This window comes from Limnofasciculus baicalensis BBK-W-15 (assembly GCF_024178385.1).
In the GTDB taxonomy this organism is placed as follows: Bacteria; Cyanobacteriota; Cyanobacteriia; order Cyanobacteriales; family Coleofasciculaceae; genus Limnofasciculus; species Limnofasciculus baicalensis.
Genome location: NZ_JAMZMM010000160.1, coordinates 1 through 13,542 on the forward strand (window position 1 = coordinate 1; position 13,542 = coordinate 13,542).

14 protein-coding genes and 1 pseudogene are annotated in these 13,542 nt (G+C 41.6%); 5 read left to right on the forward strand and 10 right to left on the reverse strand.

The features are described 5' to 3' along the window. Positions 1 to 14 precede the first annotated feature (14 nt). The 3 genes from NJ959_RS16140 to NJ959_RS16150 all read left to right on the forward strand — a co-directional run bounded on the left by NJ959_RS16140 (position 15) and on the right by NJ959_RS16150 (position 1,541). Positions 15 to 398 carry a hypothetical protein gene (locus NJ959_RS16140; RefSeq protein WP_373693667.1) on the forward strand — a complete coding sequence of 128 codons (384 nt, stop codon included), beginning with the start codon at positions 15 to 17 and terminating at the stop codon, positions 396 to 398. Positions 399 to 415: 17 nt separating this feature from the next. After that, a complete protein-coding gene (queF, locus tag NJ959_RS16145) occupies positions 416 to 841 on the forward strand; it encodes a preQ(1) synthase (protein WP_254012763.1) in 426 nt (141 codons plus the stop codon). Positions 842 to 1,355: 514 nt separating this feature from the next. Further along, positions 1,356 to 1,541, forward strand: coding sequence for a Uma2 family endonuclease (locus NJ959_RS16150; protein WP_309242642.1), 186 nt, complete (start codon positions 1,356 to 1,358; stop codon positions 1,539 to 1,541). An 84-nt stretch (positions 1,542 to 1,625) separates the two neighbouring features. On the opposite strand, the gene NJ959_RS16155 is transcribed toward NJ959_RS16150, so the two are convergent. The 3 genes from NJ959_RS16155 to NJ959_RS16165 all read right to left on the reverse strand — a co-directional run bounded on the left by NJ959_RS16155 (position 1,626) and on the right by NJ959_RS16165 (position 4,248). Next, positions 1,626 to 3,014: a cytochrome c biogenesis protein gene (locus NJ959_RS16155; RefSeq protein WP_254012765.1), complete on the reverse strand. Its 1,389-nt coding sequence runs from the start codon at positions 3,012 to 3,014 to the stop codon at positions 1,626 to 1,628. A gap of 106 nt (positions 3,015 to 3,120) precedes the next feature. Further along, positions 3,121 to 3,855, reverse strand: coding sequence for a cytochrome c biogenesis protein CcdA (locus NJ959_RS16160; protein WP_254012766.1), 735 nt, complete (start codon positions 3,853 to 3,855; stop codon positions 3,121 to 3,123). 210 nt (positions 3,856 to 4,065) lie between these two features. After that, on the reverse strand, positions 4,066 to 4,248 hold the full coding sequence (locus NJ959_RS16165; RefSeq protein ID WP_254012767.1) for a hypothetical protein: 183 nt from the start codon (positions 4,246 to 4,248) through the stop codon (positions 4,066 to 4,068). A 62-nt stretch (positions 4,249 to 4,310) separates the two neighbouring features. Here NJ959_RS16165 and NJ959_RS16170 point away from each other — a divergent pair, with 62 nt between their 5' ends. After that, complete coding sequence (locus NJ959_RS16170) at positions 4,311 to 5,609, forward strand: RNA-guided endonuclease InsQ/TnpB family protein (RefSeq protein ID WP_254012768.1); 1,299 nt, start codon at positions 4,311 to 4,313, stop codon at positions 5,607 to 5,609. Between the two features lie 59 nt (positions 5,610 to 5,668). On the opposite strand, the gene NJ959_RS16175 is transcribed toward NJ959_RS16170, so the two are convergent. From NJ959_RS16175 to NJ959_RS16205, 7 genes are all read right to left on the reverse strand, one after another. After that, positions 5,669 to 6,619 (reverse strand): glycosyltransferase family protein, encoded by a 951-nt coding sequence (locus NJ959_RS16175; protein ID WP_254012769.1) that lies wholly within the window; start codon positions 6,617 to 6,619, stop codon positions 5,669 to 5,671. A 165-nt stretch (positions 6,620 to 6,784) separates the two neighbouring features. Continuing rightward, on the reverse strand, positions 6,785 to 8,266 hold the full coding sequence (locus NJ959_RS16180; RefSeq protein WP_254012770.1) for a WD40 repeat domain-containing protein: 1,482 nt from the start codon (positions 8,264 to 8,266) through the stop codon (positions 6,785 to 6,787). Between the two features lie 322 nt (positions 8,267 to 8,588). After that, positions 8,589 to 8,885 (reverse strand): hypothetical protein, encoded by a 297-nt coding sequence (locus NJ959_RS16185; protein ID WP_254012771.1) that lies wholly within the window; start codon positions 8,883 to 8,885, stop codon positions 8,589 to 8,591. 195 nt (positions 8,886 to 9,080) lie between these two features. Beyond that, positions 9,081 to 10,040: a GAF domain-containing protein gene (locus tag NJ959_RS16190; RefSeq protein ID WP_254012772.1), complete on the reverse strand. Its 960-nt coding sequence runs from the start codon at positions 10,038 to 10,040 to the stop codon at positions 9,081 to 9,083. A gap of 512 nt (positions 10,041 to 10,552) precedes the next feature. After that, the gene (locus tag NJ959_RS16195; RefSeq protein ID WP_254012773.1) at positions 10,553 to 11,083 is read right to left on the reverse strand and encodes a hypothetical protein; all 531 of its coding nucleotides are present in this window, start codon (positions 11,081 to 11,083) and stop codon (positions 10,553 to 10,555) included. A 115-nt stretch (positions 11,084 to 11,198) separates the two neighbouring features. Then, on the reverse strand, positions 11,199 to 11,846 hold the full coding sequence (locus NJ959_RS16200) for a DUF3352 domain-containing protein (RefSeq protein WP_254012774.1): 648 nt from the start codon (positions 11,844 to 11,846) through the stop codon (positions 11,199 to 11,201). Further along, a complete protein-coding gene (locus tag NJ959_RS16205) occupies positions 11,821 to 12,072 on the reverse strand; it encodes a DUF3352 domain-containing protein (protein ID WP_254012775.1) in 252 nt (83 codons plus the stop codon). The genes NJ959_RS16200 and NJ959_RS16205 overlap by 26 nt, the downstream gene beginning before the upstream one ends. A 218-nt stretch (positions 12,073 to 12,290) precedes the next feature. On the opposite strand from NJ959_RS16205, the pseudogene NJ959_RS30720 reads away from it, so the two are divergent. Continuing rightward, a pseudogene (locus tag NJ959_RS30720) lies at positions 12,291 to 12,887 on the forward strand (caspase family protein); the annotation flags it as partial. Positions 12,888 to 13,542 lie beyond the last annotated feature (655 nt).

A 13,542-nucleotide genomic window follows, 5' to 3' on the forward strand; every position in this document is an offset into this window, starting at 1 on the left:
CCCCACTCCCTAACATGGAAGATTGGTCTAAAAGTATTTTTGAAACCCTGGATTCATTTGCTGATATGGTGGATGAATTCTTCGTCGAATTCACCGAAGTCGTTGAAGAATTGGCTGATGAATGGCAAAATACAGTAGGTGCGGATATTGAGAAGTGCCTGCAGGATATTGTTCGGGAATTTGTCGATTTCGATTATTTTGAGTTTTTTGAGCCTGAAGAGTCAATCGGTGAAACTGAACAATTCTTCACTCATCCAGATGAATCTATTTTACAACTACCTTCCGCTTGCGTCGGTTGCCGCCATTACCACGGTCACTCTTATGGTGGTAATTTATTAGTATGCGGGATGCACCCCTATGGCTGGGATACTGACAATTGCCCAGACTGGGAATCTTAATTAAAACAAAAAAAATTATGAGTAACTACCCAACCCAGGAATCTCCATCGCCAGAAGTTGAAAAGTCAGAAATGAAATATGGGGAACGTGAGATTGCTGAAGGGAGCCTGATTACTTTCCCGAATCCTCGTGTGGGGCGGCAGTATGATATCCATATTACATTGCCAGAGTTTACCTGTAAGTGTCCGTTTTCCGGCTATCCAGATTTTGCGACTATTTATATTACATATATTCCCAATGAACGGGTGGTGGAGTTGAAGGCGATTAAACTGTATATTAATAGTTATCGCGATCGCTATATTTCTCACGAGGAGTCGGTTAATCAGATTTTAGATGATTTTGTGGCGGCTTGCGATCCTCTGGAGGTGAAGATTAAAGGTGATTTTTCGCCACGGGGGAATGTTCATACTGTTATTGAGGTGCGGTATGAGAAAGAAGTATAGCAATATGGTAATCCTGTAGTTACAAATTTGCCGATCTGGATGATTCCAGGGCTAATCAACAGTAGCAGTTTTATTAATAAACACTGAGAAAGGCTAACATATGCTTCTAGGGTTCAAAACCGAACTCAAACTCAATCGCCAACAACAGGTGATTTTAGCCAAGCACGCTGGAGTAGCGCTATCGTACATTTTTTGCGATCGCTCTTGGCTTCGGAGGATTACACGGTTCAAGTCCGAGATGTCCGGATATGGAATAGGGAGTTTTCCCCTCACCCCCAACCCCTCTCCCTAAAAAAAGAGTAATTTACATAACGTAACAAATGAGCAAAGGCTGAAAGTGCCTTAACTTCGTTAAATTTATTAAGATTAATTCTCAATACTTGACGAATTTGCGTCGTTTCAGCTATTATTGGCGGATAATCCAAAGGAGGCCTAATAACCTTTTTTAGATTTTAGACTTTTATGATATGGATGATTGTAGCTAGCTATACTTCCAGGTTTTAGTAGGGATAAGATACAAGATTTCCTCTCTCAAGGAACAAAAGTAGGTATTTTGATTAACCCAGAAAAGCATAGAGTGGAAATTTATCGTCTTGGTGAGGAAGTAGTTATTTTGGGTGATGGGGATATACTGAGTGTTCCCGATTTGCTGCCAGGTTGGGAGGTGGCTGTGTCTGATTTGTGGCCTTTGGAGTTTTAGATTTTTTGAAATATTTGATTATAACAAGATTTACACAGTGAGGATGGTGCGTTAGCTTTCGCATAACGCACCCTACAGATTACCTCAAATACCCTCCAAAGATTCAACATTCACACCTGCAACAGCTACAGTTTCCTTATGCTCTGTCAACCTATCCAAAATTTCGATAACTTCCCTCTCAAAAGAAACTTGAGCGCGATTAGTTCTCCCACCAATATAGAATGAATCGCCCTGTTTCAGTGCCCAAACCTGAGAGTGAGAAACATAACTCATCACTACTCCCAGCATCAATAACCCAAAACCACTATAAACTAAAGGAATACCTGGATCTGCTTTAATTTGCAACCCTGTACTACCAATAACATCCTTAATTTTCAGAGTTACCCCATTCACCTCAGTGGACATACCAGAGCGGACAGTAGAAACCAACTTACCTTTTACATCGTATACGAAAAGTGTCCCTTGCAAATCAGGTGTTAGCAGAGCAATCCCTTCACTTAAATCTGGTTTCGTCGGCACCCAAGTGCCCCAAATATTCCCACCGCCATTTGCTTCTAGTCGTGCCATCGGTAACTGAAAAATGGGACTATTATTTAATTGCACCTGCACGCCAGCAACACCCCAATCAGTTTGGTAAAAAGTCACACCGCGATAGCGGAGAGGCTTATTCACATAGATAGTTTCTCTATCTAATTCTTTTCCTTCCTTATCTACAACAGATAAATCAGAGTAAAACTGATTAATAGCCCCATCTGGAGTATAGTCGATCCAAAAACGATTAACATGGACTGCCCAATCTGTAGGAATTTGCGGTTTAGCCCAAACCCCAGCATCCAGAATATTTCTCACTTGAAAAGTTACGCCACTAGGAACCATTTCCTGAGCCAAAAATCCAGTCATCGCCCCCCAAATTGCCCCGGCGATAATAATTAACATACTGGCATGAACGACAATCGGACCAATTTTACCCACAATTCCCTTCCGGGCGTAGATAGTATCGCCTTCTTGAAAAACCCGATAGCGCTTTTCTCCTAGCAGTTGAGTAAGAGAATCTAAAGAGCCTGTTTCCAATTCCGTACTGAGAGCAAGTTTCTGAAATTGGCGAGATTCAGTATAATAATTCCAGCGACGTGCCGCTTTTAGTGCCGGAAACTGACGAGTAAAAGTACAGGCGGTAAGACTACTACCAAATAAAACCAGGATTGACAAAAACCACCAAGTACGATATACATGGTCTAATCCCAGTAACAGAAGCACCTTCCAACTAAGAAAACCAAATAGAGCTGGATCTTCTGGATAATTTTCCTGATAAAAGACCAAAGATTGACCCTGCTCAATTACCGTACCACTAATACTAAAAACTGCGATCGCAAGCAACAATATAATCGCCAGTCTCAAGTCAGCTAATACTGATATTAATTGACGCTTAAACCTGCTGATGATACTGAAAAAAGATGAACTTTCTGTTGTCATTAGAAAAATATATTCTTGTTATTGGTTTTTTGTTGTTTGTTATTGGTTGTTTATGATTCTTTGCGCCCTTTCCGTTCCCCCTTTGCGTTAAAAAAATATTCTCAATCTAAAATACAGGAATCCGAGACAGGAGAGAAAAAACACCAAATCCGACTAATAATACACCACTAAGGGGCGTAATCCAATTCGACCACTGCCGTAACTCCACTAACTTCTTGATAGAAGCCGTAAAAGTCCCCGCCACAATCAATGGAGCGACATATCCCCCCGTGTAGGATAACAGCAAAACCCCACCTAAAACCCAATCTTGTGTAGTAGCAACCCAAGCGAGTAAAGTAGCTAAAACGGGAGTACTGCAAGGAGAAGCTACTACACCAAAGGTTAAACCAATTAAATAAGAACGTAAACCTTTAGGCCAATCTTTAGAAATCCAATCCATCCCACCGAAGGAGGGTAATTGTAAAGGTAATGCTTCCAATAAATTCAGTCCCATAATAATAGCAATAAGACTGACAATAATCGGTAAACCAATTCCCACTTGACCATAAACTAAGCCAACAGATGCTGCTAAAATTCCCAATCCCGCTAATGTAGTGGCTAGCCCCAGGGCAAACCAAGTAGATTGGATAGCAGCTTCCCAACGTCCTTTAGTTTCATAGCCGCCGATATAGCCAATTGTAATGGGTAACATCGATAGCATACAGGGTGTCAGGCTCGTAAGCAACCCAGCGGTAAAAATAATTGCAATACTAGCGGCACTGAGGTGTGTAAGCTGATTGTGTACCAGGCTATCAGAAAATTGTGCGAGTTTATAAAGTTGAGTAGAAATTGTATCAATCATGGAGTCGGTGAATCCTAGAATGCCCGTTATGCTTTAATTTTAGCGCATTGGGAGTAGGGAGTGGGGAGTGGGGAATGGGGAGTGGGGAAGATAGTTTTGAGTTTAAACTCAAAACTCAAAACTCTTTACAAGGTGAGTCGCTGAAAGCCCCGTGACTTTAGTCCGGGGATGTTAGGGTCGCGGGGTGTTAACCCTAGCGCTTTGCAGGATTTATCCTGCCTTCCAGTTTTTTATCAGTTCAGGCAACGCTAGCCTTAGCCGTTCTTGCCAATCAGGAACTGATTTTAATTCTTTGGCTAATTCTATATCCATCCTTAAGCATACTGGACTACTAACTAAGGGCTTTTCTCTATTCGTTGTGTATCGATCCTTGTGATTTTTTTTAAAAGGCATTGCCGTTTCTCTAGTAATCATGTATACTTGTATTATAGCCAGATGAGGGAGGTGATGTTAATTTGTACGGATGTCAGCAAAATTTAATTAATCCAGCTCCAGAATTAAAAGCAATCCTTGAGTTTATTTGTTCGGAATCACATAAGTTAACTAACTGCGGTATCTACTATGCCCGTCAGCTATATTTCAAGGCTGGTAAGTTAATTGGTAAATATGACTTAGAAAAGGAATACAAAACCAACAAACACTATCAGGTTCTCCATTCTCAGGCGGCACAACAAATATTGAGGACAGTTGCTGAATCGTTTAAGTCTTTCAAAGAATTAGATAAGAAGCACAGCCAGGGTGAATTGCACTTCAAGCCAAGATTACCTAATTACCGTCAAGGTGCAGGATATGCTCTGGTGACTTATCCTAAACAAGCATTAAGACTTGTTGGTGACCAAATCAAAATCCCCTTGGGCACAACGGTAAAAAGGTGGTTTAAACTTGATAGTTTCACAATCCCAATGCCTTCAAACTTGGAGTTCGAAGATATCAAGGAACTGCGAATACTTCCCAGAAATCAGTGCTTCTATTCTGAGTTTGTCTACAAACAAAAATCAGTACCTGAATACAATCTCGATCCAAACAATGCCTTAGCTATTGATCCTGGTATCAACAACTGGTTAAGCTGTGTTTCCAATGCAGGAACCAGCTTCATCATTGATGGACGTAAAGTTAAAAGCCTAAATCAATGGTATAACAAGCGCGTAGCCACACTCAAAGAAGGAAAACCACAAGGCTACTGGGATGACCAATTAGCCCAGATAACCGAGAAACGTAATCGCCAAATGCGAGATGCGGTAAACAAAGCTGCAAAAATGGTAGTTGACCACTGCATCAAACATCAAATTGGTACAGTTGTTTTTGGCTGGAACCAAGGACAACGGCAAGAGGTGAAATTGGGCAAAACGACTCAAGCTTTTGTTCAGATACCAACAGCCAAATTAAAAAAACGAGTTGAACAACTATGCGAGTATCACGGGATCAAGTTTGTTGAAACAGAAGAATCATACACCAGCAAAGCTAGTTTTATCGACGATGATTTTCTACCAACCTACGGCGAAAAACCCGAAATGTGGAAGCCATCAGGAAAACGAGTTAAACGCGGAATGTACCGCACTGGACAAGGGATTTTAGTCAATGCTGATTTGAATGGCGCAGCAAATATTCTGCGTAAAGTAGAGACACAACTAGGCTTAAGTCTAGTCAAGGTCTGTAGGGCATTATTGACCGTGCCTACCAGATTCCGTATCTGGGAAACCAAAACTAAAAAGCGTAGTGGCACGGATTTATCCTGTCACGTAGCAACAGTTTAGAATCCCCGTGTCTTTAGACCGGGGAGAGGTCAACTCATTCCCTAACTTACCGAAACCTTTTAATTATCTGCACCTCCCCCAGACAATTTTCTGCCCACAAATTCAACTCCTCTCATCGGAATCCCCCTAAGTTGATCGATAATAAGATTCCAGAAGTATCCGTATTGGGGAAATCGTCTGATTAGCAAAATCTCAGCGAATACATAAAATCTCTTAGACTTTCTATATTCTGGCGGATTATCTTCAAATCTGATTTGTTCAGGTGGTGGCAATATATGCCCAACTATTTTACCTTTTTCAAAAAACTTAGCTTGGATAAATAAACCGAGCAGCCTGTCAAGACACCAAAAAGGTATGTATTTTAATGGGCCAGATAAAACCATTAGGCTACCCAGATCTTTAATGGTTTCTTGCACCATTTTATTTTTCCATACTTTCTTATCAAAATTTTCCGTATGTGCCCCATTTTGGTCTTTTCTTTCTCGGAGAAAACACTGACTATCAAACTTATTATCGACTGGAGCAATTGGGATCTCTAGTATATGAGATTCATCTCCATATAAATTGGCATTGCCTTGAGATTTGCCGCATATTTTAAGTTCCTCAATCTTTGGCAAAGTAGCCCATGGTGCTTCAAGACTAGCTTTGTCTCCAAAGTCAAATCCTTTCTTACTCAGCCTCATCACCCAGTTATCTGGAAATCTCTCAAAATACTGAACAGCGATGTCTGCTATATCCGGGTTGAGATATTCATCACAATTAATGGTTAAAATATATGTGCCACAAGCATTCATCATCGCACTGAGTCGTTGGATGATTTCACCTCGAATAGGGCTAATAATCTGGCGCATACGAGGATCGACAGTAGGATAAGTGCCTGCTCCTGGCGGATGAACTAAAATAAACTCAACATCTCCCTTTACCTTTAATAACTCTGTAATCCAATGCTCAGAAAAGCCTTCTCTCGTAGGAATAACGATCGATAAAATAGGTGTTGGCATTGTAGACATATAAGAGACTCCAATAAATAGTCTATCCCAAGCAATACTAGAGTGGCAAGAGATTCCCAGTTAATTTCAATTAAAAGAGTCCATTGAGGTTAGACGTTGAGTAGCAGAGACTATCGTAGCGACTCGCCCCTACAGTATTCAAAACTCTTTTCCCCCATTCCCCAATTAATCCTGTTGCCAAATCTTAATCGTACCATCCTCACAGCCTCCCACAATCCACTCACCATCCTTACTGATAGCAATTGACATGACGGAACCAGGTACATCATGATCTAAAACACTCAACAATTCACCTGTTTCGATTTGCCAAATTTTAATTGCATCTCCTGCACTACCACCAATTAGATTGTGCCCATCTAAACTAAAAACGGCAGAAATTACAGCTCCTGAATGACATGGAAATACCTTTAATATTTTTCCGGTATCGACTTGCCATAACTTCAAATTACCGTCAGTACAACCGACTGCCAAAATTTTACCATCCAAGCTAATTGTCAGTGAAGCAATAGAACTAAGATTCCCTGTAAATTCAACGACGGAAGCTGAAGGTTCAAATGGCCAAAGGGTAATAATCCCATCGCCACCACCACTAGCAACAATTTGCCCATCAGGTGTAAGTGCGATCGCAGAAACTTGTCCCGCATCTTCTGTTAAGTTACCTAAAAATTCTCCCGTATCCAAATGCCACAGCTTGATAGTTTTATCAAAACTAGCACTAATGAGAGTTTGACCATCTGGCGCTATTGCTAGCGCTCGCACTGAACCAGTATGACCCTTTAGAGTATAGAGTAATTCTCCTGTATCGATCCGCCACAAATTAATAGTTTGATCGAACCCGCCACTGGCGATAATTTGTCTATCTGGACTCATTGCCATAGATAGTATACCTTGTCCATGTCCAGAAAATGTTTTAATGTTTTCCCCTGTCGATAAATCCCACAATTTGATAGTTTTGTCAAGACTTCCACTAATCAGAATTTCCCGATCTGGACTAATAATCAAACTGCTAATCCAGTCAGAATGTCCGCCTAGAGAGTAGATATTAGTCCAAGTAGGTAATGGGATCTGCGATACAGGCTCCAACATTACCGGAAATAGAGCGGGTTGAGGCTCAAAGGTTTGATGATTTTCCGCTCCTGGAATCTCTTTGAGAGGAAGTTTTGAGGCATTTGGTATTTGGCGCTCTATCCGGGCAAGATTTGCTGTAGCTGTTGCAATTGCATCCTCTAATTGATCGATTCGTGCTAGTATAGAGGATGTATTCAGGTATTTTACGATACTGCGAAGGGATTCCTCGAAGCTGGAAATTTGCACTTTGAATTGGGCAATTTGGACAGCATTATATTCAGGAGAATTGAGCTGGGCAAGATATTCTGGCAGCTTATTTTCCAGAGTTGCGATCGCATCTTCAATTTGTTTTTCATATACAGATTGACTCTCTTGCTCGATTTGGCGATGTAGCTTAGTAATCCCCGCCGTCAAGCGCCGTCTCATCTGTTGCTCCAAACGCACGCGATCGATCAGGTTTAGCACTAGAGCAACTAATAAGGGAATTGCACCATAAATTAGCTCATCGGATACAGCCCAAGCAATGACTGAGCCAACAATAAATACAAATTCCGCAATTTTAATACGATAATTTAGCATTTGTTATTTGTTTTTTGTTTTTTGTTCTTTGGCTCCAGTACTATCTAATCTTTCGCCTCATCAGAAAAGGTTGTTTTTATCTGAATCATTACAGGTATAACATTATATACAAGTCTATTATACTAGAGAAAAATAATCTCTTCCGGAAACTCCGCAGTACAGCCCGGAAGCCCTTAACTTCCTCTAAGCTATTGTTGTAACAAAACATCCCGCAGTCAACTGAGGGATGTCTCGTGGATGGGAATTTGCTGTTCGCTCAAGGGAAGCCGCTCCTCTTTTTGTGGTAGATTTAGTCCCGGCTTAAGTGTAGAACACTAACTTCTCAATCAACTCTTTCACAAACCTCCAATGCTTCCTCTTGAGACTCTTGAAGCTTCTGAATAATCGTGGTGCTACTACTATTGGCTTCGTCTTTAGGCGGGCTAGCTAACTGAGCGACAACCTCATTATATTGTTTCTGAACTTGGCTAACCTTAGTTTGAGCATCCTTGCAACTCTGAAGCTGAAGATTGGGAGTGAATGGATTAACACATCCAGTAGATAAAAATACCAGGAATAAACTTCCTAGGCTTAACAGAGTTTTCTGCCTGGTTTGACGGACAATATTGACACTATTCATGATAGTAGCTGTAGTGAGATCGAGAGGATACTACAAACTACTGAAGTTCCTCATAATTTCAGGATGCTTCATCATATCTTGATTAAACTAGGGTAACGGGGAATAGGGAATGGGGAATAGGGAGTTTTAATTTTTAATTCAAAACCAACAACCAATAACCAACAACCAATAACCAATAACCAATAACTCCCTAATCTAAATTCTTTCGAGACTTTTACGGAGGTGTTGTTCCTGTCGTTTCAGTTGTGCAATCAGCTCCGCCTCCGGGAATACACTGCCTCCTGAATGGATAACACCATTTTCCCTCAGTTTCTGAGCAAGTTGGTAACAAAACTGACATCGCTCTAGAATCTGTATAATAGAAGGTACAAATTTAGTAAATAGAGCTTCATCCTCTGGGGTAAAGCCAAAGGGATCGATTCTCATAAATAAAGTATCTTTGGGATTATAATTCGGCTTTAATTTGTTGATGAATTGTGCCACAGCGACTAAATCTTTTTTTTCATTCAACAGAGGCCAAGCCAGAATTGTATAAGTCCGGTATCCAGTTCTAGTATCAACGATCTTGGCCATATCAGAGCGCGGATCGTCATAAACATCAAAAGGAATATTAATCGCCGACAAAGATGTGGCTGCTATAGAAGCAATTCCTCTATCGGCAGGCATATCAATCGTTAAACTACCACCCTTACCATCCTCAGCAATTAGGGAGCCAAGCTCTTGTCGATCTCGATCTAGTAGAAAAATGCTGGTACGATCGGCTCTGAGCAAATTCCCTGCTTTGCGGGTGAGGCGGCTCAACATTTCACACAAAGCACCCACCAAACCGTTTAATGCTTGATCAACTGTACTAGTTTTGGCATCCACCTTGGAGTGGGAAGTAGCGTTACCCCCACTAACTGCTATTAATGGGGCAGTAACCTGAGTCTTATGTGGCTCTAAACCAGCAATAATTCGCCATTCCAAGTCTAGAGTCTGACAAATTTCCACGAAATTCAGACCATTAACAAGTTGACCTTTGAGGAATAAATCGACGGTATCGAGAGATAGCCCCAATTTTTTAGCTAGCTCTCGATCGCGCCCATCACTTTTATGCCTCCAAGCCAAGTTTACTTCTTGGATGTACCTAGGATGTACGCTAAACGATTTTGACATATCTGAGGCTATGAACTTCTAATCCGATCTTAGGCGAGATTTTCTGTAAAATGAATTACGGAATACAATACCAAAGAGTGATTCGGCCTGAAACTGTAACTCAATATAGTTCACTTTTGATAGAATCAGCCAATTGGCTGATTAATATTAAGAACTTTGGCTGATGCAATCAGCCCTGGTTAGATCGGACAATAGAAGACAAGGACAAATCAGAACCTGAATGGCTAAGGGTTTGCGCAACCGATGGACTAGCACGGGATATAAGCAAAGAAAGTTGTGCGCAAGCCCTTTCTTTTTTTTTGGTCTCTTTTTGGGGAGAGTCCGGTCTTTACCTCAGACGATGCTCCGTTTATTGTCAGTGCCAAGAGTACCGACTACATTAGACCCTAAACCACACATTATACGGCATAAACTAGAAATAATTCCAGTCAATACCAAAATTCCCCCGGGCTTTACCTTGTCAGAGGTTGTGGCGCATTAGGTGCTGTTGGTGTTGGTGGGGGTGGTACTGTTTATGGCGATGAATTTGGTGTTGGGCTTAGTCTTGGTGGTATCCCCGGTACAGCTTGGGGTTGTAGTGGTGGCTCTGATGGTGCTACTGAGGTGTCAGGTGTCGCTTGGGGTGGCGGTATTGGAGGCTCAAAGTTGAGGAGCAACTTACTAGTAGAGAAATAGGTGGCCCAATATTGGGCATCGGGGCGATTTTTCCAGTCTTGACGGCTAACAGATAATAACAAAACGGGTGCGATCTCGCCATTATGTTCGCCAACTATCGTTATTGCCACTTCTGTCACCAAAATATCCCCATCAAAACTCCGTTGCGCGGCTGCCCTAGCTACAGCCTCACCACGGCGCAGGAAATTTTCGTAAGTCTCGTCAGTTTGACTTGTCAGGGAAACGTCTACTCGTGCTGTATAAGCCAGGGCAGTTTGAGGCTGCACTAGGGCGACAGAGAGCCATGTTACCCCCGCGCCGCCTAACAGCACCAATAAACTGAGGGGGACAATTTGTTTTCTGGCAATAGATGCAATCTTGGTAATCATGGGCTATGTGTTAGATGTTAGGGGCTAGGGGTGGGAAAATTTAAGTGTAAAATAATTTTGTCATTCAAAACTCCTGACTCCTCAAGCTGCTATTTTGCTGTTTTGGGTTTGAGCGCTATCCGATCGCAATTAATAAAGTATTTTGGTCCAGCCAAGCGTGAGATAACAAAGTACCTTGTTGGATTATTTCCCAGTCGGTGAACTTTTTCCCTTGAATGTCTCTTTCGGCAACCTTAATTCCATTACCTTTCGCGAGGGTATCGACTTTGACCGTAGTCGCTTCAGCGGTGGCACGATTGCTTGTTTGTAAAATAATTGCACCACCAAATCCTAATTGTTTCAGGATACCTTTATCCGCAGGAATTGCCGCGATCGCAAATTCCCCATCCATCCATCCAAAAATATCTTTATCTAGATCTAACTTTGTCATTAATTTTATTTGTTTTTTGCTCTGCTCCAATCCCTTTTCTAATTGCGAATCGCTTTGAGCTTGTTCGACAAATCCTTGCCAATAAGTCTTAATAGAATTTCCGTTAATCAGCAGAAAAGTATCGGCAGGAAGTAGAGATACTATTTGACCTGATGCGGGTTTAAATTCTACTTTAATGCTTGCCGGATCTAAATTTGCGATCGCTTTTAATCTTACTCCTGCATCGTCAATTCCTACTCCCGCAACTACAGATTTAACTTTGGTAAATTGTTCGATAGTTTTTGGGGATAGCGGGGGCGTATTGGGATTATTTGCCAGTATTTCTTTGGCCAACGCACTGTATTCGGGAATGTAGATTTGCCCAAGATTTTGGATCTGTAGAAATATAACTGACTAAAACTGCTTCATCGGGTATAACTTTAGCCGCACCAATAGAACTTAAAGTCTCTCCGGAAGGATGAGTAAAGTAAAAATAGGCGGCGACACCACTAACTGTAACCAGAGTAATTCCGGCAATTGCGGGTACAATAAAATTTGATTTTGATTTAGTTTCAAACATGGTTGGTTCCTAAACATCTGACCTGTCAATTATCAATTATCAATGATGGCTTAATTATCTAGATTTATCCAAGGTAATTTTAACATAAAAAACCCAGAATAGACCCCTGGGCAATCTCCCGTAGATATGTATGGTGAAAAATTAGCCAAAATCGGCAATTTGAGAGACAATTGATTATCTGGGAAAGTTCCAGCCTCCAACGTCGAGAAGCAACATCTATGGCAAATTACCCTTGCATCGCAATTGGCATCAACCGTTATCAGTTTTTAGTGCCCCTAAACTGTGGGGAAGAGGATGCGATCGCACTGCGGCAGTTTTTGGTTGAGCAAGGTGACTTACCATCCAACCATTGTCTCTTGTTAACCGACTCTTCGCCATGGATTGAGGATAGCTCAACCTATCCAAGCCGGGAAAATATCTGCCGCTGGCTGGAGTTAGATCGCCAAAAACTTGATTCAGATAACTTGAATCCTAATTCTAGGACATGGCGTTGGTTCTTTTTTAGTGGCTGGGGCGTTAGTTGGGATGGTGTCGATTACCTGATGCCTATTGATGGTAACCCCAAGGATATCCCCGGTACAGGCATACCCGTGCGATCGCTATTTACCTCCCTCAAGGCACAAGGTGACAATAATATTTTAGTTCTTTTAGATATAAACCGTTCGCCGGGACTGGAATCTGGCCAACCTCCTGGTGCGGAAACTATTGATTTAGCCCGCAATATGGGAATTACCCTGATCCTGTCAGCTCAACTGAACGAATTTTCCCATGAAGCGACTGGTTTAGGCAATGGCTTATTTACCACAGCACTCCTAGAGAGCTTGCGCTATTATCAAAAAGATTTAACATTACAAGATCTAGACGAATATCTCCGCGATCGCACTCCAGAATTAAACGATCATCACTGGCGACCAACTCAAACCCCCTTAACAATAATACCAAAAGAGAAAACCAAGCATCAGCTTATTCTCCCCACAGCAGTCAACTTAACGCTGCAAGAGAAGACAGCCGCTATTCTCGCATCCACTGGAATTCAAGCCACTACCGTCGAACTTCATCATCAACAACCAACCACCAATAACGGATATTCCACCAACGGAGCGACTGTATCCCTACCCAAAAATTACTCATTAGAAGAGCAACTGAATACTTCATTAACACTAAATCCTTCTAGAGCTTTCAACTCCCAATCATCAAGCGCAATTACTAGAATTCCTCGCTCAGGGAATATCAAAAAAAATCAGTGGTGGCAACAAATATTGCGAATAGGAGGAGGATTAACAGTAATTTTTGCTTTCATATTTGCCGCTTTTATAATCCGCAATCGCCATGTATCGAATACTCAACAGGCATTAGACTTGGGAGTAGGAGAGCAAAAGGAAAAAGTTGAAAATAAAAAATTAAAAGCCAACACCAACAACCAACAACTAACAACCAACAACCAACAACCAACAACCAACAACCAACAAC

What these genes read in the sequence shown, in the direction of transcription:
- NJ959_RS16195 (WP_254012773.1), bottom strand. Translation starts at nt 11,083, where the DNA reads ATGATTACCAAGATTGCATCTATTGCCAGAAAACAAATTGTCCCCCTC.
- NJ959_RS16165 (WP_254012767.1), bottom strand. Translation starts at nt 4,248, where the DNA reads ATGCCTTTTAAAAAAAATCACAAGGATCGATACACAACGAATAGAGAA.
- NJ959_RS16140 (WP_373693667.1), top strand. Translation starts at nt 15, where the DNA reads ATGGAAGATTGGTCTAAAAGTATTTTTGAAACCCTGGATTCATTTGCT.
- NJ959_RS16160 (WP_254012766.1), bottom strand. Translation starts at nt 3,855, where the DNA reads ATGATTGATACAATTTCTACTCAACTTTATAAACTCGCACAATTTTCT.
- NJ959_RS16185 (WP_254012771.1), bottom strand. Translation starts at nt 8,885, where the DNA reads ATGAATAGTGTCAATATTGTCCGTCAAACCAGGCAGAAAACTCTGTTA.
- NJ959_RS16155 (WP_254012765.1), bottom strand. Translation starts at nt 3,014, where the DNA reads ATGACAACAGAAAGTTCATCTTTTTTCAGTATCATCAGCAGGTTTAAG.
- NJ959_RS16205 (WP_254012775.1), bottom strand. Translation starts at nt 12,072, where the DNA reads ATGTTTGAAACTAAATCAAAATCAAATTTTATTGTACCCGCAATTGCC.
- NJ959_RS16180 (WP_254012770.1), bottom strand. Translation starts at nt 8,266, where the DNA reads ATGCTAAATTATCGTATTAAAATTGCGGAATTTGTATTTATTGTTGGC.
- NJ959_RS16175 (WP_254012769.1), bottom strand. Translation starts at nt 6,619, where the DNA reads ATGTCTACAATGCCAACACCTATTTTATCGATCGTTATTCCTACGAGA.
- NJ959_RS16190 (WP_254012772.1), bottom strand. Translation starts at nt 10,040, where the DNA reads ATGTCAAAATCGTTTAGCGTACATCCTAGGTACATCCAAGAAGTAAAC.
- queF (WP_254012763.1), top strand. Translation starts at nt 416, where the DNA reads ATGAGTAACTACCCAACCCAGGAATCTCCATCGCCAGAAGTTGAAAAG.